This window comes from Pseudomonas sp. URMO17WK12:I12 (assembly GCF_000514395.1).
Classification (GTDB): domain Bacteria; phylum Pseudomonadota; class Gammaproteobacteria; order Pseudomonadales; family Pseudomonadaceae; genus Aquipseudomonas; species Aquipseudomonas mucoides.
Genome location: NZ_KI911392.1, coordinates 1 through 20,428, shown reverse-complemented (window position 1 = coordinate 20,428; position 20,428 = coordinate 1). Strand labels below are relative to the sequence as shown.

At 58.6% G+C, this 20,428-nt stretch carries 24 protein-coding genes; 8 read left to right on the top strand and 16 right to left on the bottom strand.

Annotated features, from left to right (window positions below; all coding sequences use genetic code 11):
- Positions 1–37 precede the first annotated feature (37 nt).
- Positions 38–460, top strand: a complete 423-nt coding sequence (locus tag D882_RS0127045; protein WP_027926116.1) for a hypothetical protein — start codon at positions 38–40, stop codon at positions 458–460.
- A 6-nt stretch (positions 461–466) separates the two neighbouring features.
- Here D882_RS0127045 and D882_RS0127040 read toward each other — a convergent pair whose 3' ends face one another.
- Together D882_RS0127040 and D882_RS0127035 are read right to left on the bottom strand one after the other, a co-directional pair.
- A complete protein-coding gene (locus tag D882_RS0127040) occupies positions 467–706 on the bottom strand; it encodes a DUF1161 domain-containing protein (RefSeq protein ID WP_027926115.1) in 240 nt (79 codons plus the stop codon).
- A 149-nt stretch (positions 707–855) separates the two neighbouring features.
- The gene (locus D882_RS0127035) at positions 856–1,287 is read right to left on the bottom strand and encodes an OsmC family protein (RefSeq protein ID WP_027926114.1); all 432 of its coding nucleotides are present in this window, start codon (positions 1,285–1,287) and stop codon (positions 856–858) included.
- Between the two features lie 244 nt (positions 1,288–1,531).
- Between D882_RS0127035 and D882_RS0127030 the strand changes: the two genes are divergently transcribed.
- Complete coding sequence (locus tag D882_RS0127030) at positions 1,532–2,533, top strand: LLM class flavin-dependent oxidoreductase (protein ID WP_027926113.1); 1,002 nt, start codon at positions 1,532–1,534, stop codon at positions 2,531–2,533.
- Between the two features lie 64 nt (positions 2,534–2,597).
- Here the strand turns inward: D882_RS0127030 and D882_RS0127025 are convergent, their stop codons facing one another.
- Together D882_RS0127025 and D882_RS0127020 are read right to left on the bottom strand one after the other, a co-directional pair.
- Positions 2,598–2,819 (bottom strand): DUF1161 domain-containing protein, encoded by a 222-nt coding sequence (locus D882_RS0127025; RefSeq protein WP_027926112.1) that lies wholly within the window; start codon positions 2,817–2,819, stop codon positions 2,598–2,600.
- A 122-nt stretch (positions 2,820–2,941) separates the two neighbouring features.
- Entirely contained in the window at positions 2,942–3,157 is a 216-nt protein-coding gene (locus D882_RS0127020; protein WP_008027736.1) for a dodecin, read from the bottom strand.
- Between the two features lie 155 nt (positions 3,158–3,312).
- Between D882_RS0127020 and D882_RS0127015 the strand changes: the two genes are divergently transcribed.
- Positions 3,313–3,639 carry a YqjD family protein gene (locus D882_RS0127015; protein WP_027926111.1) on the top strand — a complete coding sequence of 109 codons (327 nt, stop codon included), beginning with the start codon at positions 3,313–3,315 and terminating at the stop codon, positions 3,637–3,639.
- Here the strand turns inward: D882_RS0127015 and D882_RS0127010 are convergent.
- A complete protein-coding gene (locus D882_RS0127010) occupies positions 3,636–4,529 on the bottom strand; it encodes a LysR family transcriptional regulator (protein ID WP_027926110.1) in 894 nt (297 codons plus the stop codon). The genes D882_RS0127015 and D882_RS0127010 overlap by 4 nt on opposite strands.
- Before the next feature lie 111 nt (positions 4,530–4,640).
- Between D882_RS0127010 and trpB the strand changes: the two genes are divergently transcribed.
- From trpB to D882_RS0126995, 3 genes are all read left to right on the top strand, one after another.
- A complete protein-coding gene (gene trpB, locus D882_RS0127005; RefSeq protein ID WP_027926109.1) occupies positions 4,641–5,861 on the top strand; it encodes a tryptophan synthase subunit beta in 1,221 nt (406 codons plus the stop codon).
- On the top strand, positions 5,861–6,673 hold the full coding sequence (trpA, locus tag D882_RS0127000) for a tryptophan synthase subunit alpha (RefSeq protein WP_027926108.1): 813 nt from the start codon (positions 5,861–5,863) through the stop codon (positions 6,671–6,673). Before trpB ends, trpA begins: the two co-directional genes overlap by 1 nt.
- Before the next feature lie 121 nt (positions 6,674–6,794).
- Positions 6,795–7,250: an anti-virulence regulator CigR family protein gene (locus D882_RS0126995; RefSeq protein WP_027926107.1), complete on the top strand. Its 456-nt coding sequence runs from the start codon at positions 6,795–6,797 to the stop codon at positions 7,248–7,250.
- 51 nt (positions 7,251–7,301) lie between these two features.
- On the opposite strand, the gene D882_RS0126990 is transcribed toward D882_RS0126995, so the two are convergent.
- The 11 genes from D882_RS0126990 to D882_RS0126940 form a co-directional block, all read right to left on the bottom strand.
- Positions 7,302–9,263 (bottom strand): DUF4105 domain-containing protein, encoded by a 1,962-nt coding sequence (locus D882_RS0126990; protein WP_027926106.1) that lies wholly within the window; start codon positions 9,261–9,263, stop codon positions 7,302–7,304.
- The gene (locus tag D882_RS0126985; RefSeq protein ID WP_027926105.1) at positions 9,260–9,580 is read right to left on the bottom strand and encodes a DUF2388 domain-containing protein; all 321 of its coding nucleotides are present in this window, start codon (positions 9,578–9,580) and stop codon (positions 9,260–9,262) included. The genes D882_RS0126990 and D882_RS0126985 overlap by 4 nt, the downstream gene beginning before the upstream one ends.
- A gap of 27 nt (positions 9,581–9,607) precedes the next feature.
- Positions 9,608–9,925, bottom strand: coding sequence for a DUF2388 domain-containing protein (locus D882_RS0126980; RefSeq protein WP_027926104.1), 318 nt, complete (start codon positions 9,923–9,925; stop codon positions 9,608–9,610).
- A gap of 107 nt (positions 9,926–10,032) precedes the next feature.
- On the bottom strand, positions 10,033–10,353 hold the full coding sequence (locus tag D882_RS0126975; protein ID WP_027926103.1) for a DUF2388 domain-containing protein: 321 nt from the start codon (positions 10,351–10,353) through the stop codon (positions 10,033–10,035).
- A gap of 142 nt (positions 10,354–10,495) precedes the next feature.
- Entirely contained in the window at positions 10,496–10,705 is a 210-nt protein-coding gene (locus D882_RS0126970) for a DUF1127 domain-containing protein (protein ID WP_027926102.1), read from the bottom strand.
- A 257-nt stretch (positions 10,706–10,962) separates the two neighbouring features.
- Positions 10,963–11,178 carry a DUF1127 domain-containing protein gene (locus D882_RS0126965; protein ID WP_007947887.1) on the bottom strand — a complete coding sequence of 72 codons (216 nt, stop codon included), beginning with the start codon at positions 11,176–11,178 and terminating at the stop codon, positions 10,963–10,965.
- A gap of 318 nt (positions 11,179–11,496) precedes the next feature.
- Positions 11,497–12,990 carry an acetyl-CoA hydrolase/transferase family protein gene (locus D882_RS0126960; protein ID WP_027926101.1) on the bottom strand — a complete coding sequence of 498 codons (1,494 nt, stop codon included), beginning with the start codon at positions 12,988–12,990 and terminating at the stop codon, positions 11,497–11,499.
- A gap of 214 nt (positions 12,991–13,204) precedes the next feature.
- On the bottom strand, positions 13,205–14,638 hold the full coding sequence (locus tag D882_RS0126955) for an NAD(P)(+) transhydrogenase (Re/Si-specific) subunit beta (protein ID WP_027926100.1): 1,434 nt from the start codon (positions 14,636–14,638) through the stop codon (positions 13,205–13,207).
- Complete coding sequence (locus D882_RS0126950; RefSeq protein WP_007947884.1) at positions 14,638–14,961, bottom strand: NAD(P) transhydrogenase subunit alpha; 324 nt, start codon at positions 14,959–14,961, stop codon at positions 14,638–14,640. The genes D882_RS0126955 and D882_RS0126950 overlap by 1 nt, the downstream gene beginning before the upstream one ends.
- Before the next feature lie 15 nt (positions 14,962–14,976).
- Entirely contained in the window at positions 14,977–16,098 is a 1,122-nt protein-coding gene (locus D882_RS0126945; protein ID WP_027926099.1) for a Re/Si-specific NAD(P)(+) transhydrogenase subunit alpha, read from the bottom strand.
- A gap of 435 nt (positions 16,099–16,533) precedes the next feature.
- Entirely contained in the window at positions 16,534–17,433 is a 900-nt protein-coding gene (locus D882_RS0126940) for a LysR family transcriptional regulator (RefSeq protein WP_027926098.1), read from the bottom strand.
- Between the two features lie 157 nt (positions 17,434–17,590).
- Between D882_RS0126940 and D882_RS0126935 the strand changes: the two genes are divergently transcribed.
- Entirely contained in the window at positions 17,591–18,772 is a 1,182-nt protein-coding gene (locus D882_RS0126935) for an acyl-CoA dehydrogenase (protein WP_027926097.1), read from the top strand.
- Between the two features lie 13 nt (positions 18,773–18,785).
- A complete protein-coding gene (locus D882_RS0126930; RefSeq protein ID WP_027926096.1) occupies positions 18,786–20,006 on the top strand; it encodes a CaiB/BaiF CoA-transferase family protein in 1,221 nt (406 codons plus the stop codon).
- The last annotated feature ends 422 nt before the right edge of the window (positions 20,007–20,428 follow it).

Below are 20,428 nucleotides of genomic sequence, written 5' to 3'. Positions count from 1 at the left end.
CGTTATGCTGAATGTCCGAATCAGTGGGACATTCATCATGCGCAGGTTGATGCTGTTGCTCGCCGCCAGTGTGGTTGCTGGCTGTCAGAGCCCATTGCCGGCGGTTAATCCGCAGATGGCCTGGGTCGACTTTTCTACGCCATTCCCGAACGACAAGTTGTTGATGGCCGAGCGACTGGATAAACAGCGGTTGAACGACGGGCGTTTTTTCCAGGTTACGCCCGGCAGCCACGTCTTGCTCGTTCGATTCGACTTTGAAATCCCCGGTGGTGGCGGGTTGGGGGTCATGGACGGTCCAACGGAACGGCTGTGCTACCTGACCATCAAGTACGATCATTTCGAAGCCGGTCAGCGTTATGTGCTGGTCGGCCAGTCGATCGTGTTTACGCCTGGTGCCCGGTTGTACAACGCCAAGCGCGAGATCGTCGCTGAAGACAGTGAGTCCTATTGCCTCATGTGAGGCGAATCAGCGGTCATTTTTTTGATAGATGATGGCTTTGGTACCGTTGTCACACGTGCCGACAATCATCGCAATGTCGTGCTTCTCGGCTTCTTCCTTCGAGACAATTTCCAGCGTGTAGGAGGGCACGGCGTTTGCCTGAATCTTGATTTCGATCTCGTTCTTGAGTTCTTCACACGATTTCGGCGCTGCAAAGGCCGATGTAGCCAGTGCGCAACAGATAACCGTCAAGGCAAAACGTTTCATGGTTGAAGCTCCTTTGAAGCAGTGCGCAGGGTAATGCGCTTTCACTGCTGTCATTTATTCGACCACATTTTCGCGGGTCAGGTTTTGTCCGAGCGCAAAAAAAGACCGCAACCTGCTTGAGGCTGCGATCTTTTATCCGAGACTGCGGCTCAGCTGAGCAGCGTCGCATCCAGACTGATTTTCGCATTCAACACTTTGGAAACCGGGCAGCCTTCTTTGGCTTTATTGCTCAGTTCCTCAAATTGCGCCTGAGTCGCCCCAGGGATTTTCGCCTTGAGGATCAACTTCACGGCGGTGATCGCAAAACCGCCGTCCACCTGATCCAGGGTGACTTCGGCGTTGGTGTCGATGCTGTCAGCCTTGAGACCGGCATCGCCCAGAATCATTGAAAACGCCATCGAGAAACAGCCCGCGTGTGCGGCACCGATCAACTCTTCCGGATTGGTGCCCTTGCCGCCTTCGAAGCGCGCCTTGAAGCCGTAAGGCGCTTCTCTGAGCACGCCGGTTTCAGTGGAGATCGAGCCGATGCCGGTTTTCAGGTCACCTTCCCAATGAGCCGATGCTTTCTTCGTAATAGCCATATCTGCCTCCTCAAGTTCCCGGCACGAGCGTCGCGCCTTCGTGGTTTTCGGTTGCTAAGGGTTCTGAGGATAGTCGGCGGTGCAAAGTTCACCCGATCGGGTTAATTCCTACCGTTTACGTAGGTTTTTTTGCCTTGGCTATTGAAACTCGGGTATATGCCCTTATTGATGAAACACGCTTATGGATTCGGCAGGTTTTCGTTTACGAGAAAAAACCTGCGACCTCAATTGGAGTAGCAGGTTTATGAAACGACTGTCCGACATCAAGTTCTCGACCCTTGATCTGGTGCCCGTGCGTGAAAACGGCAGCGCGGCCCAGTCGCTGCGCAACTCCCTGGACCTGGCGCAACACGTCGAAAAATTCGGCTACAACCGCTTCTGGGTCGCCGAACACCACAACATGGACGGCATCGCCAGCTCGGCGACGTCGGTGTTGCTGGGTTATCTGGCGGGTGGCACGTCGACCATTCGGGTCGGTTCGGGTGGCGTAATGCTGCCTAACCACGCGCCGTTGGTGATCGCCGAGCAGTTCGGCACTCTGGAAAGTCTGTATCCAGGGCGTATTGACCTGGGCCTGGGCCGCGCGCCCGGTTCCGATCAAATGACTGCCCGCGCGCTGCGCCGCGAACGTTCCGGCAGCGCCGACGATTTCCCGGAAGACGTGGCCGAACTGATGCGTTACCTCGGCCCGCGCACCCCGGACCAGCGGATCATCGCCATGCCCGGCACCGGCACCAATGTCCCGGTCTGGCTGCTGGGCTCCAGTCTGTTCAGTGCACAACTGGCCGGCGAGCGCGGGTTGCCCTACGCCTTCGCCTCCCATTTCGCACCGCGTTTCATGCATGAGGCGATTCGCGTCTACCGCAATCACTTCAAGCCTTCAGCGGTATTGGATAAACCCTACGTGATGCTCGGCGTGCCACTGGTGGCGGCGGATACCGATGAGCAGGCCGATTACCTGGCGACGTCGGTTTATCAGCGGATTCTCGCGTTGATGCGTGGACAGAGTCTGGTGCAACGTCCGCCGGTGAAAACCATGGACGGGTTGTGGTTGCCGCATGAGCGCGAAGCGGTCAGTGATTTCCTCGGATTGGCCATGGTGGGCAGCCCGCAGAAAATCCGCGCCAAGCTGGATGTGCTGGTTGAGCAGACCCAAGCCGACGAGCTGATTTTTACCTGCGATCTGTATGAGCACGCCGACCGTGTCCACTCCTATGAACTGCTGGCACAGGTCATGAAGGGCTGAGATTAAAGCGCCCATAAAAAAGCCGACGCAGTGCGTCGGCTTTTTCATTTAAAGCGCAATCAGGTTACTTCTTGTAGACGATGACCTTGGTGCCCGCTTCGCATTTGCCGACAATTTTCCCGCCGGCAGCGGCACCTTTATCGACGATTTCCAGCGAGTAACCGGCAACGCCCTTGGCATCCAGCTTCGCAGCGATTTCGGCTTTCAGCTCTTCGCACGATTTGCCGCCCGCAAACGCAGTACCCGCAAGGCTCAACAAACCAACTGCCAACATAAATTTCTTCATCGGTCGCATTCCCTGGTCGGATCAATAGGGGCATCCAGCGATTCGCCGGATACACACATGTAGCGCTTTGCCATTCCCTATGGCACTCGGCCAGCGCGCAAGTTCAGAAGACTAGCTCAAACTCAGCTGCTGGCAATCCGGAACCCGACTTTGAGCGTCACCTGAAAGTGCGCCGCCTTGCCGTCTTTGATGTGCCCGCGGGTTTCGGTCACTTCAAACCATTCCATGTACTTGAGGCTTTTGCTGGCTTCGGCCAGTGCGTTATTGATGGCGTCTTCAATGCTGCTGGTGGACGAGCCGACCAGTTCGACTTTTTTGTAGGTGTGATGGTCAGTCATGGCGTTCTCCTCAGGGTGTGAATTACAGCCTAGCAGTGATTTTTCGTCTTACTGGCGTCGGCCAATCTGAAAGGGACGTGCAGATTTACTGCACTTTCTCCAACCCCTGAAGTCCCAACCAACACACGCCACTCAATCAATGCAGGAGAGCCACCATGGCCAACACTTCATTACGTAAAGCCTCATTGCAAAGCATGGAAGCCGAAATCGAGAGTCTGCTGAAATCGTTGGAAAGCCTGAAGGACGATGCGTCGGACGAGTCGCGTAGAACCCTCAAAACCCTGAAAGCCAACGCCGAAAGCGCGCTGAAACATTCCCGTCATCTGCTCAGCGATGCGTACGAAGACGTCAAAGTCAAAACCCGTGAAACCGGGATCGCCACTCGGGACTACGCCCAGGAACACCCTTGGACGACGGCCGGTGTTGCCGTGGGTGCGTTGGGTCTTCTAGCGGCCTACCTGCTGTGCAAACGCGGGAATTAATCCGCTCGGTGCAGTTCGTTCTTGAGCCACTGCGCCAGTTGCCGAGCCCGCCCGTCCGCGGCGCGCTTGGGTAGCCACAATGCCAGTTGCGCCGGGGTTTCACTGAAGCCCCATGGCGCAACCAGGCGACCGGCCTTCACGTCCTCGGCCACCAGTGGCTCCGGCGCAATCGCCACTCCAAGTCCGGCCACAGCGGCTTCCAGCAAGTAATACAAATGCTCAAATCCCTGACCGTACTTCAACGCCTTGGCGTCGAGGCCGCTTTGCTGCGCCCAACTCGGCCACGCTTGGGGTCGTGAGGTGGTGTGAAGCAACGGTTCGTTCAGTAGCGCTGTGGCCGGCGCGCCTTGCAACCTTTCGTAGCCGGCGAATCGCGGGCTCATGACCGGGCCGATCCGCTCACTGGTCAATTCATAGACCTGCATGTCCGCGGGCCATGGCGGCTCCGCAAACACCAGCAATGCATCAAGCCCCGGCCGACGTGGATCGAGATCGCCTTCGCCGGCGGACAGGTGCAGGCGCAGATCTGGCAGGTCTGCATTCAGCCGTCCCAGGCGTGGAATAAACCAGCGTGCGAGCAAACTTCCCGAGCAGCCGAGCACGAAGGGCGCATCGGCGGTGCTTCGCGTCAGCTCCGCACACACCGTGCGTAACCGCTCGAACGCTTCGCCGCTGGCGTCGCGCAATCGAATGCCGGCATCTGTGAGTTTAAGGCCGCGACCGTCCTTGACGAACAGGCTGACCCCGAGGTGTTCTTCGAGCACCTTGAGCTGGCGGCTGACCGCGCCATGGGTGACGTGCAGCTGTTCGGCGGCCTGACTGACGCTGTTCAGACGAGCAGTGGCTTCAAAGGCGCGAAGGGCGTTCAGCGGGGGAAGGTCGTGGCTCATGTGATCTGTGAGTTTTCCTGACAGGTTGCGGCGATCTTATCGGTTTTCAGGTCGGGGCGTCAGGGGTAGAGTTAAGTCCATTGTCATCTCACGCATTCACTGGAGCGACCCATGACCCAGACTAATCTGCGCACCGGCCCCGACGCCAACGGCCTGTTTGGCGCGTTCGGTGGCCGCTACGTCGCCGAAACCCTGATGCCGTTGGTCCTTGACCTGGCCCGCGAATACGAAGCGGCCAAGGAAGATCCGGCATTCAAAGAAGAATTGGCCTACTTCCAGCGTGATTATGTCGGACGTCCAAGCCCTCTTTACTATGCCGAACGCCTGACCGAGTTCTGCGGCGGCGCGAAGATTTACCTCAAGCGCGAAGAGCTGAACCACACTGGCGCGCACAAGATCAACAACTGCATCGGCCAGATCCTGCTGGCGCGGCGCATGGGCAAGAAACGCATCATCGCTGAAACTGGTGCAGGCATGCACGGCGTGGCCACTGCCACCGTGGCCGCGCGTTTTGGCCTGGATTGCGTGATCTACATGGGCACCACTGACATCGAACGTCAGCAAGCCAACGTGTTTCGCATGAAGCTGTTGGGCGCCGAAGTGATCCCGGTAGTATCCGGCACCGGTACGTTGAAAGACGCGATGAACGAAGCCCTGCGTGACTGGGTGACCAACGTCGACAACACCTTCTACCTGATCGGCACCGTGGCCGGTCCGCACCCTTATCCGGCGATGGTTCGCGACTTCCAGGCCGTGATCGGCAAGGAAACCCGTGAACAGCTGCAAGCCCAGGAAGGCCGTCTGCCGGACAGCCTGGTGGCGTGCATCGGCGGCGGTTCCAACGCCATGGGCCTGTTTCACCCGTTCCTTGACGACAAGAGCGTCGAGATCATTGGTGTTGAAGCCGCCGGTTACGGCATCGAAACCGGCAAGCATGCGGCCAGCCTGAATGGCGGCGTACCGGGCGTGCTGCACGGCAACCGTACTTTCCTGTTGCAGGACGACGATGGCCAGATCATCGACGCCCACTCGATTTCCGCCGGCCTCGACTACCCGGGTATCGGCCCGGAACATGCGTGGTTGCATGACATCGGCCGCGTTCAGTACACCTCGGTGACCGACGACGAAGCCCTCGATGCGTTCCACAAATGCTGCCGCCTGGAAGGGATCATTCCTGCACTGGAAAGCGCCCACGCCTTGGCCGAAGTGTTCAAACGCGCACCGACCCTGCCGAAAGATCACCTGATGGTGGTCAACCTGTCCGGCCGTGGCGACAAAGACATGCAAACCGTGATGCACCATATGGAACAATCGACGCAGGAGAAACACTGATGAGCCGCCTGCAAACGCGCTTTGCCGAACTCAAGGAACAGAACCGCGCCGCCCTCGTGACCTTCGTCACCGCCGGCGACCCGAGCTATGACACTTCCCTGGCGATCCTTAAAGGCTTACCCGCGGCGGGCGCCGATGTGATCGAGTTGGGCATGCCCTTCACCGATCCGATGGCCGATGGCCCGGCGATTCAGCTGGCCAACATCCGCGCCTTGGGCGCCAAGCAGAACCTGGCGAAAACCCTGCAAATGGTTCGCGAGTTCCGTGAAGGCAACACCGAGACGCCGCTGGTGTTGATGGGTTACTTCAACCCGATCCACATGTATGGCGTGCCGCGTTTCATTGCCGACGCCAAAGAGGCCGGCGTTGATGGTCTGATCGTGGTCGACTTGCCGCCGGAACATAACGGCGAGTTGTGCGACCCGGCTCAGGCTGCGGGCCTGGACTTCATTCGTCTGACCACGCCGACCACCGATGACGTGCGCCTGCCGACCGTTCTGAACGGCAGCTCCGGCTTTGTTTACTACGTGTCGGTGGCGGGTGTGACCGGCGCGGGCGCGGCGACGCTGGAACACGTTGAAGAGGCGGTTGCCCGTCTGCGTCGCCACACTGATTTGCCGATCAGCATCGGTTTCGGCATTCGGACTCCAGAGCAAGCCGCGTCCATTGCGCGTCTGGCGGACGGTGTTGTGGTGGGCTCGGCATTAATCGATCACATCGCCAATGCTTCAACGCCTGATCAGGCGATTGATGGCGTGTTGAGCCTTTGCGCGGCGCTGGCAGAAGGCGTGCGTAAGGCTCGCGTCAGCTGAAGGTAAAGTTCCTGATACAGAGGAATTAGCGCCACGCGGCACAGACTAAACAGCAAGACCGAGGGCTTCAGGACTACGTTCTGAAGCCCTTTTTGCTGTAGGTGCCGTGAGGAAAGACCCGATGAAAATGCCGAAACGTCTGATTGCCAGCCTGGGTGTGCTGATGCTGAGCGCGACCCCGTTGCTGCACGCGAACGCCGATCAGCGCGACAATCACGACCACGGCGGCCCGCAACAGGGTCAGTACGATAACCATGGCGACAATCATGGTGATGATCACCGCGATCATCAGGACAACCATCGCGGTGGCCCACCGCCGCGCGACTTCGGTCCGGTGCGTCAGACGATCCACGAACACCACGAGTATTTCGTGCGCGGTGCGCCGCCACCTCCAGGCATTCATCTGGAGCGCGGCCGGCCATTGCCTCACGGCTATTACGGTGAGCGTCTGGACAATCGAGCGCTGGGTCGCCTGCCGTATTACCCGGGGTACGAATGGCGCCGGGCAGGGAGCGACATTGTGCTGATCGCCGTTGGCACCGGGATTGTGTACGAAGTTCTGGAAGGGGTGCTTTGATCTAACGTGCAAAAAAAGGGCTTCGCGGATTTTCCACGAAGCCCTTTTTTCTTACGGCAGTTCCAACCCGCCGGCTGCTTTGTGCAGCTTGCGTAGATGTTCGCCAACCTGCTTCAGGTTGGCTTCATTGGCGGCCATTTCCGCTGCACGATCCGGTTCGAGCAGTGCGCGCACTTCCTTGTCCAGATCGCCCGTCAGCGTCAGTAATTGCTTTTGGCGCAGGCTGCTTTCCGATTCCAGGCGTTGCCATTCACTCGGTTGGGGCAACCCGTAACCGCCGCTGCCAAGCAGTTCAGCCGGGCGACTGAGGTAGCCGCTATTGGCGAGGAGCTGTTGCAAGGTCGCATTGGCCTTGTCCATGCCGCCGTTTTCCAGATTTCGCGCGCCGAGGTAGCGTTGCTTCACTTCGTCCTGGGCCAGCAGCAATTGTTGGCGGAAGGCAGCTTGTTCCAGCAACAGCAATGCCGCGCTGGTGCGCAGGTCCGCCTGCTCGAACCATTGCCGGCGCTCGACCGCTTTCAATGCCAGCCAGTCCTCGACTTTGTCCTGCTTGATCGGCAAGCGCTTTTTCAGGACGTCAAACATGGCTTGATAGCGGTCACGGAAGGAGTCGAAGCGATAGCCCAGTCGTAGCGCTTCGCGTGGATCGTCCAGCACGCTGGTGTCGGCCAGCCCTCGGCCCTTCAGCACCGCCAGCAAGCCGTTGGGCATGATGTTATCGAGCCCGACCAGTTTTGGGTTGTTGGTGCCGCCTCGCAGCAGTTTCAGCTCTTCCACCGCGCAATTGTTGGAGAGGAAGAAGTAGTTGCCGTCGTAACTCCAGTGCATCTCGGCGGCACGTTCCACCACATCTTCGATCTCGTTGCGCGACAGGTTCAGCGGCACCGAAGCCAGGCTGCGCAGTTCGGTCTTGGTGTACTCGTCGATAACCTGGGCGAGCGGCAGGACAAACAGGCGCGACGGGTATTTGCCGACCAGTCCGTCCCAACTCGAGAGCTGCACATCACCAACGAAGGCGCGGTAGGACAAGACCAGATGCTGGTCCAGATCGAGACGGCAGTCGGGGCCTCGTGGTCGTCCCGGCGCACAGATCACCAGCCGCAACATGCTGTGACCCCAGCGACTGACCCAGTTCTGATTGGCTTCGGCCAGCAAGTAGTCGACGGCATAGACCCGTTCCGGATCAACCTGCCCGAGGGGTGTTTTGGCAAAGTCATTGCCGGCGTTGAGGAAGGCGAAGGTTTTGGCGCAGGTGTCTTTCGCCGCCGGCGCCCAGCCGAAGTGTTCCTGGTAGTAGCGGTACAGCGCCGGACGACGGCAGGCGTAGCTCGGGTCGAGGAGGAAATACTCCATGTTGACCGCAACGAACTCTTTGGGGCTGTCCGTTTCGTAAATGTCCGGGCTGCGCGCTATCTGCCGGTTGTGCTGTTCACGTTCACCGCGACGGCCGACGTATTGTTGCCAGCCAGCGAGGTCGAGCAGGCGCGGATCGTCGCTGAGGGTGAAGCGCCGATCATTCTGGCCACGGCACTGATCGGGAATTCCCACCAGTCCGGCGCTGTTGCTCCGTCGGGTGCAGTGTTGAATCAGTTTGCGCTCGGCATCTGGCCAAAGGCGCGAACGGTCATAGATGTGAGTCAGTTCGTGCAGCACCGTGGCGAGCATTTCGCGGCGGACGGTGCCGTGGGGGCGATTGGTTTTGCGGGTCGCGGCGCTGCCGTCGGTGAGGCTGGCGAGCAGGTTGCGATTCAAGTCGAGTTCGGACACCAGCGTCGCCTGGCCGTAGGCGTTGCTCGGCATGTCGTCGGTCCAGCCGACATCGATACGCCGGTCCAGTTGCTCGATGAACCGTGGCGGCAGCGCCTGCATGGCTTCATCGAGCAATGCCTGGCTGGCTTGCTGTTGTGCGGGGCTGAGGCCTTCAGTCTTGAGCTGTAATTGCAGGCTGGCGTGGGCCGTGCTGCCGATTAGCATCATGACCCCGGCCAGCAGCCAGGCGGCTGACGGCCTCACAGTGCGAGGATGGCTTCGGCGAGTACCTGGTCACTGGCATCCCGGGCTTCCGGCACGCGAATGCGTAGGGTATTGAAGGCCGCTTCGAGGTGCGCGCCGCGGATATCGCCATCGCTGGCGACGAAACTGGCGGCGTCATCGTGGGCTTCGCGAATGATCTTCGAGTCACGGATGGAGGTGGTGGTGTCCGAGGTGAAATCAAGCGTGCGCTGAGTGGCACGAATGAGCATGTTACTGGTGGCAACCAGGGTATGGGCCTGGGCCACGTCAGCCAACAACAGCAGGCCAAGGGTGGCGGCAATCAGCGGGTTACGCATGGAACAACTCCGGAGAAACAAGGATAACTATTGGACGAGAATTGCTTGTGCCAGTTCAAGGTCGCTTGCATGAAGTTTTGGCCGGGAATGGCGCAGGTAAATCAGGGCCGATTCCAGCTGTGCTCCGCGCAATTGGCCGTCACTGGCGATGAAGGCCGCGGCATCATCGTGCGCGGCGAGCAGCAGTTTACGGTCGAAGGGCGCGGAGGTCACCAGACTGGAGCCATAACCACTGGCGACAGTGCCTTGTGTAGAAAGATTGAAGGCATCGAAAGCGTGTGCCAAGCCCGACCAGCAGGCCACAAGCAATAGGGGTGTGAACAGCAACCTTGAATGAAAATGCATGAGACTCGTTAGCTGAAAGCGAGTCCCAAGGCTAGCGCAACACCCGGGCTAGAGCCAGCGCCGAAACATAGGGACACGTTGGGCGTGTCCCGCGTCAGGAGTGTCGCTTAGATGGTCAGGATGGCTTGTGCCAGTTGTGCATCGGATGCGTTCAGCTGTGGCGACTGGTGGCGAATGTAATCGAGTGCACTTTCCAGTTTTACGCCACGGATGGCGCCTTCGCTGGCGACGAAGCTGGCGGCATCATCGCGAGCTTCACGCACAATCTTGTTGTCCTTGAACGAAGATGAAACGACGTCGGTGGTTGCATCGGATGTGGCCTTTAACGCTCTGACGACAGAGTCAGTGGTCACGATAAAGCTGGAGGCGTGAGCATTGGCAGCCACGGCAAGCAGGGCTGCGACACTGAGAAAGCGAAGACGGGACATGGTGTAACTCCTTTGTAAAACCGATTGAGAGGTGGCGAGGTATCTGCGGGATCAGACGTCTGTCCTACAGCGCTCGCCACGTTCTGATCGAATATTAGGCGCTTTTATCCATTCAAACAGCCCCGTCTGTACTGGCAGAACATTAGCGCCAGAACGGTTTATCCAGTTCGTTGAGGCGGTCGGCGTGGCTGATGCCCAGGTCTGACAATTGCTGCGCGTCGAGTCGCCCCAACAAGCGCCGGGTTCTGGCCCGTTCCAGGCAACGGGAGAGCGCTGTCCACGCATGTTGAAGTGTGGTGAAACGAGGTTTCGATTGCGGCGCAAGAGCGGAAACATCTTGTAAGTTATTCATGGCGCGATCCTTGTGCTTGGAAATGAGATTCCATGGTGATCCCCTCTGTTCTTGCGAAACAGGCACACCGCGCTGAAATTGTACTTGTACAGTGTTAGTTATTAACTAACTGTACTGGTTTTATAGAGCTCTCTTTGTTTTTCGGATTTCACGGACCCAAAACGACAAAGCCCGTCGTGGTTTCCCACGACGGGCTTTGTTTTTTCAATCTGGGATGCTGGCAGTGGACCCGATGGGTCAGGGCCAGCGACGCTAAGTTAGCGCCAGAACGGCTTGCTCAGCTCTTCGTAGCGTTGTGCTTCGCTAATCCCGGCGTCAGCCAGCAGACGCGAATCCAGGCGAGCCAGTTGGTGGCGGCTGGAGATGCGGCGCTGCCACAGCATCAGGTTGGCGATAACGCGCAGAGGCATGGAAGCCTGGGTTTTTGCAGCAGTGTCTTCGAAGAACAGGTCGGAACTGAGTGTACGTTCCATGATTGACATCCTTCCGCTTGTGGCGGGATTAGGTAGTGGTTTAACTGGTGCCCATGATCCTCTCGTTTGCCTAGTCTCTGTAGATACAGTTCACCTGTATTGTGAGGGACCAGTTAACTGTTAATAGTGGGTGTACTGGTCGAAATTGAGGCAACTGTACCTGTCCGCACCGATATCGTGCATTTTTGCTCGTTTGGTCTGAAAGGTAGGTATTTACGGTAGGAAATGACCAGTACAGCAGTACAGTTTTAAACAGATTTTTCGTTGGCAACGGCAGGCTGACGAAATTGTGTTTGCGTCAGCCTCCATCTGTACCAATTACGCCCTGAGCATGCGCCCGGTTTCTTCCAGGTTGATGTGCCAGCTCAGTGCATCACGCAGGATATGTGGCGTATGCCCGCCAATCGCGCAAGCGGCGGTGAAGTAGTCGTCCAGGGCCTGGCGATAGTCCGGGTGCACGCAGTTGTCGATGATGACTCGCGCCCGTTCCCGGGGTGCCAGTCCACGCAAGTCGGCGAGGCCGATCTCGGTAACGAGGATGTCGACGTCATGTTCCGTGTGGTCAACGTGGCTGACCATCGGCACGACACTGGAGATCGCGCCGCCCTTGGCGATCGATTTGGTGACGAAGACGGACAAATGCGCATTGCGCGCGAAGTCGCCCGAGCCGCCAATGCCGTTCATCATCCGTGTGCCGCAGACGTGGGTGGAGTTGACGTTGCCGTACAGGTCGAACTCCAGCGCCGTGTTGACGCCGATGATACCCAGTCGGCGCACGACTTCAGGGTGGTTGGAGATTTCCTGTGGGCGCAGGACCAGTTTGTCCTTGTAGCGCTCGAGGTTGCCAAACACGTCAGCGTTGCGACGACTCGACAAGGTAATCGAGCTGCCGGATGCGAAGCTCAGTTTGCCGGCGTCGATCAGGTCGAAGGTCGAATCCTGCAGCACCTCGGAGTACATGGTCAGGTCTTCGAACGGCGAATCAATCAGGCCGCACATCACCGAGTTGGCAATGGTGCCGATGCCGGCCTGCAGCGGGCCGAGCTTGGTGGTCATGCGCCCGGCGGCCACCTCTTGCTTGAAGAAGTTGATCAGGTGGTCCGCGATGGCTTGGGTATCGGCGTCGGGTGGCAATACGGTGGACGGCGAGTCCGGCTGATTGGTGATCACGATCGCGACGATTTTCTCCGGCGGGATCGGGATGGCGGTGCTGCCAATACGGTCATCAACTTTCACCAGCGGAATCGGCGTGCGGGTCGGGCGATAAGTCGGGATATAGATGTCGTGCAGGCCTTCGAGATTCGGGTTGTGCGCCATGTTGATCTCGACGATCACGTGTTTGGCGAAAATCGCGAAGCTGGCTGAGTTGCCAACCGACGTGGTCGGCACGATATGGCCGTGCTCGGTGATTGCCACCGCTTCAATCACCGCGATGTCCGGCAGCTTGAGTTGCTGGTTGCGCAGTTGCTCCACGGTTTCCGAGAGGTGCTGGTCGATGAACATCACCTCGCCCGCATTAATAGCCTTGCGCAGGGTGCTGTCGACCTGGAACGGCATGCGTCGCGACAGTACGCCGGCTTCGGTGAGCTGTTTATCGAGGTCGTTGCCCAGGCTGGCGCCGGTCATCAGGGTGATTTTCAGCGGCGAGACCTTGGCGCGCTCGGCCAATGCCTGGGGGACGGCTTTGGCTTCGCCGGCGCGGGTGAAGCCACTCATGCCGACGGTCATGCCGTCTTCAATCAGAGCAGCGGCGTCGGCGGCGCTCATCACTTTATCCAACAAGGAAGGCAGGCGAATACGATCACGGTACATGGATTGTTATCTCGGGCAACGGGAAGCAGGATGCGCAGTCTAGTGAATTACACCGACTCCTGTCCCGCTACCAAGGTCGCAAACGAGGCGTCTATTTCGGGCCTTTTGAGCAAAACACCATTACCGGATCGGTAACAAAAGCGTAGTTTTGTTGGACGATTTGCGCAAACAAAAACGCCCCGACGAGTCGGGGCGTTCTGTGTGCCGATGAGGGTTACTCGACGGCTTTGACCATGTCTTCGATGACTTTCTTGGCGTCGCCAAAAACCATCATGGTCTTGTCCAGGTAAAACAGTTCGTTGTCCAGACCGGCATAGCCGCTGGCCATCGAGCGCTTGTTGACGATGATGGTCTTGGCCTTGAACGCTTCCAGGATCGGCATGCCGGCAATCGGCGATTTCGGATCGTTCTTCGCGGCCGGGTTGACCACGTCGTTGGCGCCCAGCACCAGCACCACGTCGGCCTGACCGAACTCGGAGTTGATGTCTTCCATCTCGAACACCTGGTCGTAAGGCACTTCGGCCTCGGCCAGCAATACGTTCATGTGGCCAGGCATCCGACCGGCAACCGGGTGGATCGCGTACTTCACGGTCACGCCGCGATGGGTCAGCTTCTCGGTCAGTTCTTTCAGCGCGTGTTGCGCCCGTGCCACCGCCAGGCCGTAGCCAGGAACGATGATCACGGTGTCGGCGTTGGTCAGCAGGAACGTCGCGTCGTCAGCCGAGCCGGATTTCACCGGGCGGGCTTCCTTGGCGCCGGCCGGACCCGCATCGGCTGTGTTGCCGAAGCCGCCAAGCAGCACATTAAAGAAGGAACGGTTCATCGCCTTGCACATGATGTACGAGAGGATCGCACCGCTGGAGCCCACCAGCGAACCGGCGATGATCAGCATCGAGTTGTTCAGCGAGAAGCCGATACCCGCCGCCGCCCAGCCGGAGTAGCTGTTGAGCATCGACACGACGACCGGCATGTCCGCGCCGCCAATCGGGATGATGATCAGCACGCCAAGCACGAAGGCCAGGGCCAGCATCAAGGCGAAGGCACTCAGATTGCCCGTCAGCATGAAGGTCACGCCGAGGCCCAGCGTTGCCAGGCCCAACAGCAGGTTCAGCTTGTGCTGGCCGCCGAACTGTACCGGTGCGCCCTGGAACAGGCGGAACTTGTACTTGCCCGACAGCTTGCCGAAAGCGATCACCGAACCGGAGAAGGTGATTGCACCGATGGCTGCGCCGAGGAACAGCTCCAGACGGTTACCCGCTGGAATCGCGTCGCCCAGTTGCTTGACGATGCCCAGGGACTGCGGCTCAACAACCGCAGCAATGGCGATGAACACGGCGGCCATACCAATCATGCTATGCATGAAGGCGACCAGTTCCGGCATCTTGGTCATCTCGACGCGCTTGGCCATGATCGAGCCGGCGGTGCCGCCGACCAGCAGGCCGACGATGACGTAACCGATACCGGCAGTGGCCAGCTCGGCGCCCAGCTTGTAGATGAGGCCAACGGTGGTGAGGATCGCCAACGCCATGCCGAGCATGCCGTACACATTGCCGCGCCGGGACGTGGTGGGGTGCGACAGGCCTTTAAGGGCCTGGATGAAGCAGATCGACGCGATCAAGTAGAGCGTCGTGACAAGGTTCATGCTCATTACTTGGGCGCCTCTTCTTTTACGACTTTCGGGGCTTTTTTCTTGAACATCTCAAGCATCCTGCGGGTTACCAGGAAGCCACCAAACACGTTCACCGCCGCCAGGGCCACCGCGAGGGTCCCCATGGTTTTGCCCAGGGGCGTGACGGTCAGCGCCGCCGCCAGCATGGCGCCGACGATAACGATGGCCGAGATGGCGTTGGTCACGGCCATCAATGGCGTGTGCAGTGCAGGTGTAACGTTCCAGACCACGTGATAACCGACATAAATCGCCAGCACGAAGATGATCAGGTTGTAGATACCGGGGGAGATAAGCTCTTCCATCGTCTGAATCCCTGCTTAGGCGTTTTTGCGGATGACTTGGCCGTCGCGGCACATCAGGCACGCGGCGACGATATCGTCTTCGAGGTTCACTTCGAACTGACCGTCTTTGTTGAAGACCAGCTTCAGGAAGTCCAGCAGGTTGCGTGCATACAGCGCCGAAGCGTCTGCCGCCACTGCACCGGCCAGATTGGTCGGGCCGCAAATGGTCACGCCATTCTCGACTACGACCTGATCCGCCACGGTCAGTGGGCAGTTGCCGCCCTGAGCCGCCGCGAGGTCGATGACCACTGAGCCCGGCTTCATCTGCGCCACGGTTTCCGCGCTCAACAGCGTCGGGGCCTTGCGGCCGGGAATCAGTGCGGTGGTGATGACGATGTCAGCCTGCTTGGCGCGTTCATGCACGGCCAGGGCCTGACGTTGCATCCAGCTGGCGGGCATTGGCCGCGCGTAACCGCCGACACCGACGGCGCATTCGCGCTCTTCATCGGTTTCGTACGGCACGTCGACGAACTTCGCACCCAGGGATTCGATTTGTTCCTTCACCGCCGGACGTACGTCCGAGGCCTCGATCACCGCGCCCAGACGCTTGGCAGTCGCAATCGCCTGCAAGCCGGCCACGCCCGCGCCGAGAATCAGCACGCGCGCCGCTTTCACGGTGCCCGCAGCGGTCATCAGCATCGGCATGAAGCGCGGATAGTGATGAGCGGCCAACAACACGGCTTTATAGCCGGCGATGTTCGCTTGCGAGGACAGCACATCCAGGCTCTGCGCACGGGAGGTGCGTGGCGCGGCCTCCAGGGCGAAGGCGGTGATGCCGCGGTCGGCCAGCTTGGCGATGGTTTCATTGCTGAACGGATTGAGCATGCCCACGACAACGGTGCCGCTTTTAATCTGCGCCAGTTCGCTGTCGCTGGGAGCGACCACCTTGAGAATCAGCTCGGCACCAAACGCATCGTTGGCGCTGCCAATCGTTGCGCCTGCCGCTTCATAAGCACTGTCGACAACGCTGGCATTAATGCCGGCGCCGCTTTGCACAGTGACTTTATGACCCTGGCCGATCAGCTTCTTGATGGTTTCCGGGGTTGCAGCAACCCGTGTTTCACCCGTCTGGGTTTCGAGAGGAACACCAATGTGCACGTCAAATCTCCTGCGTGATCTTATTGAGTAAACCCAGGCACTTCGGATGGTGCGGCTGGGGCGGCCGATCAGCACGATCCCGCCGAATCAGGGCGGGGCGCGGCATTTTGCAGGCGAACTTTGTGCCCTTCAAGGGATTATGACGGGTGACGGAAAATTAACTACAAGTCACCCCGTGACCGAATGTCGCAACTAACTGGCTCAAGCCCTTGCAGGCCGTGACTTGTAAGGGACTTTGTTGAAAATTGACAAATTACATATCTTTACTGTGAATGAGGCGTCATTGCCCGCCGATAGCGGCGCAAAGCCACGTCATCAGGCGCTTGTGGGACGTTTGTGCTGCTTGTCCACACAGTCTGTGTATATGCGACATATAGTTATATCTGTAGGGCTTTTATTATGCTGACTACGGGGTCAGCTAATTGGCTGAACCCTTTAACCCTCTAGGTTGTAGCTGTGCGCCTGATTGAGCAGCCAGTCGCGAAATGCCTTTAAGGACGCCGATTCCACCTTTCGCTCGGGAATCATCAGGTAATAAGCCTTGATGCTCGACAGTGCCTGCGGGTTGGCAATCACCAGGCGCTTCTCGGCCAATTCACGCTGAATCAGGAACGGTGGAATCAGCGCGATGCCCATGTCATGCATGGCCGCTTGGGCAAGCATGGAGAATAGCTCGTAGCGCGGTCCTGTCATGTCCCGTGGGATATTGAGGTGCTGCGAGTTGAACCACTGACGCCATGCATAAGGGCGGGTGGTCTGCTGCAGAAGGGGGAGTTCGGCGATCTCAGCGGATGTCAGATTTGTCTTCTTGCCCAATAGGGCAGGGCTGCACACTGGCATCGGATTTTCGCCCATCAACCTGTGGGATTCGGTACCGGACCAGTCGGCGTCACCGAAGTAGATCGCTGCGTCGAAGTCAGTGTCGGCAAACAGAAAGGGCCGGGTACGGTTTGTAAGGTTAACCGTCACTTCTGGATGCTTCTGCTGGAAGTCCTTGAGTCGTGGCAGCAGCCACTGGGTGCCAAAGGTCGGAACCACTGCCAGTTCGATCACGTTGGCGCCCTGTTGCCCCATCACCGACAACGTGTCCCGCTCCACCGCATCGAGTTGCGTGGCGACGCGACGGCTGTAGGAAAGTCCGGCTTCTGTCAGCTTCACACCACGCCGCGAGCGTCGGAACAGTTCGACGCCAAGGAATTCCTCCAGGCTGGCAATCTGTCGGCAAATGGCACCCTGGGTCAGCGAAAGCTCCTGGGCAGCCTTGGTGAAGCTTTCGTGGCGTGCAGCCGCTTCAAAACTGATCAGGGCCGTTGTGCTGGGGATTTTCCTGCGCATGTACGTCAACCTCACTAATCCATCGCATAAAGGCTATTTTGCGATGTTACGGAGTGAGAAATTAGCACAACAGTATGCAAAATCCTCGTTTGCCGTAACGCCGAACCCGGCCTAGGATCAGTCCACGCAATTTGACCCGATTCGAGAGGACACACTCATGGGCGGTAAAGCTAGCTTCAACTGGATCGATCCTCTGCTGCTGGATCAACAGCTCACTGAAGAAGAACGCATGATTCGCGACACTGCCGAGCAATTCGCTCAGCAGAAGCTCGCACCGCGCGTTCTCGAAGCTTTCCGTCATGAGAAGACTGATCCGGCGATCTTCCGTGAAATGGGCGAAGTCGGCCTGTTGGGCGCGACCATCCCTGAGCAGTACGGCGGCAGCGGCCTCAATTATGTCAGCTACGGTCTGATCGCTCGTGAAGTCGAGCGAGTCGATTCCGGCTATCGCTCGATGATGAGCGTGCAGTCCTCGCTGGTGATGGTGCCGATCAATGAATTCGGCACTGAAGCCCAGAAGCAGAAGTACCTGCCGAAACTGGCTACCGGTGAATGGATTGGCTGCTTTGGTCTGACCGAGCCTAACCACGGCTCCGACCCGGGCGCGATGATTACTCGTGCACGCAAAGTGGAAGGCGGATACAGCCTGACCGGCAGCAAGATGTGGATCACCAACAGCCCGATCGCTGATGTGTTCGTGGTCTGGGCCAAGGATGACGCTGGCGACATCCGTGGTTTCGTTCTGGAGAAGGGCTGGAAAGGCCTGAGCACTCCAGCGATTCACGGCAAGGTTGGCTTGCGCGCGTCCATCACTGGCGAAATCGTCATGGACAACGTGTTTGTTCCTGAAGAGAACATCTTCCCGGACGTCCGCGGTTTGAAGGGGCCGTTTACCTGCCTCAACTCCGCACGCTATGGCATTTCCTGGGGCGCGCTGGGGGCTGCCGAGTTCTGCTGGCACACCGCTCGCCAATACACCCTGGATCGTCAGCAATTCGGTCGTCCATTGGCTGCCACTCAGTTGATCCAGAAGAAACTCGCTGACATGCAGACCGAAATCACCATGGCGCTGCAAGGCTGCCTGCGTCTGGGGCGTATGAAGGACGAAGGCACCGCGGCGGTCGAGATCACTTCGATGATGAAGCGCAACTCCTGCGGCAAGTCCCTGGACATCGCTCGTATGGCGCGCGACATGCTGGGCGGCAACGGCATCTCCGATGAGTTCGGTGTCGCGCGCCATCTGGTCAACCTGGAAGTGGTGAATACCTATGAAGGTACGCATGACGTCCACGCACTGATTCTCGGTCGCGCGCAAACCGGCATCCAGGCGTTCTATTAATAGGAGAACGTCCATGGGCGCGCTTTCGCATCTGCGGGTACTGGATTTATCGCGGGTACTGGCTGGGCCTTGGTCCGGGCAGATCCTGGCTGACCTTGGCGCTGAGGTGATCAAGGTCGAGCGCCCGGGCAATGGCGATGACACGCGCGCTTGGGGGCCTCCTTTTCTAAAAGACGCCTATGGCGAGAACACCAGCGAGGCCGCCTATTACTTGTCGGCCAATCGTAACAAGCAATCGGTCACCATCGACTTCACGCGTCCGGAAGGTCAGAAGTTGGTGCGTGATTTGGCCGCCAAATCGGACATCCTGATCGAGAACTTCAAGGTCGGTGGGTTGGCGGCTTATGGGCTGGACTATGCGTCGCTTAAAGCCATCAATCCGAATCTGATCTATTGCTCGATTACCGGGTTTGGTCAGACCGGTCCTTACGCCAAGCGTGCCGGTTATGACTTCATGATCCAGGGGCTTGGCGGCCTGATGAGCCTCACGGGGCGGCCGGAAGGGGATGAGGGCGCCGGCCCGGTGAAGGTCGGTGTGGCGCTGACAGACATTTTGACCGGGCTCTATTCGACGGTGGCGATTCTGGCAGCACTTGCGCATCGGGATCACGACGGCGGCGGTCAGCACATCGACATGGCGTTGCTGGATGTTCAGGTCGCCTGTCTGGCTAACCAGGCGATGAACTACCTGACGACGGGCAATGCGCCCAAGCGCTTGGGTAACGCGCACCCGAACATCGTGCCTTATCAGGATTTTCCTACGGCGGACGGCGACTTCATCCTTACCGTTGGGAACGATGGTCAGTTCCGCAAGTTTGCTGAAGTGGCCGGGCAACCGCAGTGGGCGGATGACCCACGCTTTGCGACTAATAAGCTGCGAGTGGCGAACAGGGCTGTGTTGATTCCGCTGATCCGCCAAGCGACAGTCTTTAAGACCACTGCTGAATGGGTCTTACAGCTCGAGCAGGCTGGGGTGCCCTGCGGCCCGATCAATGACCTGGCGCAGATGTTTGCGGATCCTCAGGTCAAGGCGCGTGGGTTGGCGATTGAAATGCCCCATGCGTTGGCAGGGATGGTGCCGCAGGTGGCGAGCCCTATTCGTCTGTCCGAGACCCCGGTGGAATACCGCAATGCTCCTCCATTGCTGGGGGAGCATACGGAGGAGGTTCTGCAGCGAGTGTTGGGTCTCGGGGCTGATGCCGTGGCTGCTTTCAAAGAGGCTGGGGTGCTCTGAGGGCTTCCTCTATATAGAAGGGAGCAGTTTCCCCTTCTATATAGAGAGGAATCGGGTGGTTTTGCACCGTTCGGCAAGTTATTGATGGATAAGCCAAATCATTGCTTGACGGCAGATTCTGGATGTCTATAATTCGCCCCACTTCCGGCGCAGTCGAAACGGAAAACTCCTTGGTAAACAAAGAGTTACGCGGTTTTCGGCAGCAGGCGGCTTCAGGTCATCGAGGCGCGAAAGGAGTTGAAAAAGAGGTGTTGACAGCAGCGTGTAACGCTGTAGAATTCGCCTCCCGCTACCGAGTGATCGGAAGCGCAAGTGGTTGAAGTTGTTAAAGATTTCCAAGCGAAACTTTGAAAACTTCTGAAAATAACCGCTTGACAGCAACAGAGGCTGCTGTAGAATGCGCGCCTCGGTTGAGACGAAAG

Bases quoted from the DNA above. Each gene is read 5' to 3' on its own strand.
- D882_RS0127045 (WP_027926116.1), top strand. From the start codon at position 38: ATGCGCAGGTTGATGCTGTTGCTCGCCGCCAGTGTGGTTGCTGGCTGT.
- D882_RS0127040 (WP_027926115.1), bottom strand. From the start codon at position 706: ATGAAACGTTTTGCCTTGACGGTTATCTGTTGCGCACTGGCTACATCG.
- D882_RS0127035 (WP_027926114.1), bottom strand. From the start codon at position 1,287: ATGGCTATTACGAAGAAAGCATCGGCTCATTGGGAAGGTGACCTGAAA.
- D882_RS0127030 (WP_027926113.1), top strand. From the start codon at position 1,532: ATGAAACGACTGTCCGACATCAAGTTCTCGACCCTTGATCTGGTGCCC.
- D882_RS0127025 (WP_027926112.1), bottom strand. From the start codon at position 2,819: ATGAAGAAATTTATGTTGGCAGTTGGTTTGTTGAGCCTTGCGGGTACT.
- D882_RS0127020 (WP_008027736.1), bottom strand. From the start codon at position 3,157: ATGACTGACCATCACACCTACAAAAAAGTCGAACTGGTCGGCTCGTCC.
- D882_RS0127015 (WP_027926111.1), top strand. From the start codon at position 3,313: ATGGCCAACACTTCATTACGTAAAGCCTCATTGCAAAGCATGGAAGCC.
- D882_RS0127010 (WP_027926110.1), bottom strand. From the start codon at position 4,529: ATGAGCCACGACCTTCCCCCGCTGAACGCCCTTCGCGCCTTTGAAGCC.
- trpB (WP_027926109.1), top strand. From the start codon at position 4,641: ATGACCCAGACTAATCTGCGCACCGGCCCCGACGCCAACGGCCTGTTT.
- trpA (WP_027926108.1), top strand. From the start codon at position 5,861: ATGAGCCGCCTGCAAACGCGCTTTGCCGAACTCAAGGAACAGAACCGC.
- D882_RS0126995 (WP_027926107.1), top strand. From the start codon at position 6,795: ATGAAAATGCCGAAACGTCTGATTGCCAGCCTGGGTGTGCTGATGCTG.
- D882_RS0126985 (WP_027926105.1), bottom strand. From the start codon at position 9,580: ATGCGTAACCCGCTGATTGCCGCCACCCTTGGCCTGCTGTTGTTGGCT.
- D882_RS0126980 (WP_027926104.1), bottom strand. From the start codon at position 9,925: ATGCATTTTCATTCAAGGTTGCTGTTCACACCCCTATTGCTTGTGGCC.
- D882_RS0126975 (WP_027926103.1), bottom strand. From the start codon at position 10,353: ATGTCCCGTCTTCGCTTTCTCAGTGTCGCAGCCCTGCTTGCCGTGGCT.
- D882_RS0126970 (WP_027926102.1), bottom strand. From the start codon at position 10,705: ATGAATAACTTACAAGATGTTTCCGCTCTTGCGCCGCAATCGAAACCT.
- D882_RS0126965 (WP_007947887.1), bottom strand. From the start codon at position 11,178: ATGGAACGTACACTCAGTTCCGACCTGTTCTTCGAAGACACTGCTGCA.
- D882_RS0126960 (WP_027926101.1), bottom strand. From the start codon at position 12,990: ATGTACCGTGATCGTATTCGCCTGCCTTCCTTGTTGGATAAAGTGATG.
- D882_RS0126955 (WP_027926100.1), bottom strand. From the start codon at position 14,638: ATGAGCATGAACCTTGTCACGACGCTCTACTTGATCGCGTCGATCTGC.
- D882_RS0126950 (WP_007947884.1), bottom strand. From the start codon at position 14,961: ATGGAAGAGCTTATCTCCCCCGGTATCTACAACCTGATCATCTTCGTG.
- D882_RS0126940 (WP_027926098.1), bottom strand. From the start codon at position 17,433: ATGCGCAGGAAAATCCCCAGCACAACGGCCCTGATCAGTTTTGAAGCG.
- D882_RS0126935 (WP_027926097.1), top strand. From the start codon at position 17,591: ATGGGCGGTAAAGCTAGCTTCAACTGGATCGATCCTCTGCTGCTGGAT.
- D882_RS0126930 (WP_027926096.1), top strand. From the start codon at position 18,786: ATGGGCGCGCTTTCGCATCTGCGGGTACTGGATTTATCGCGGGTACTG.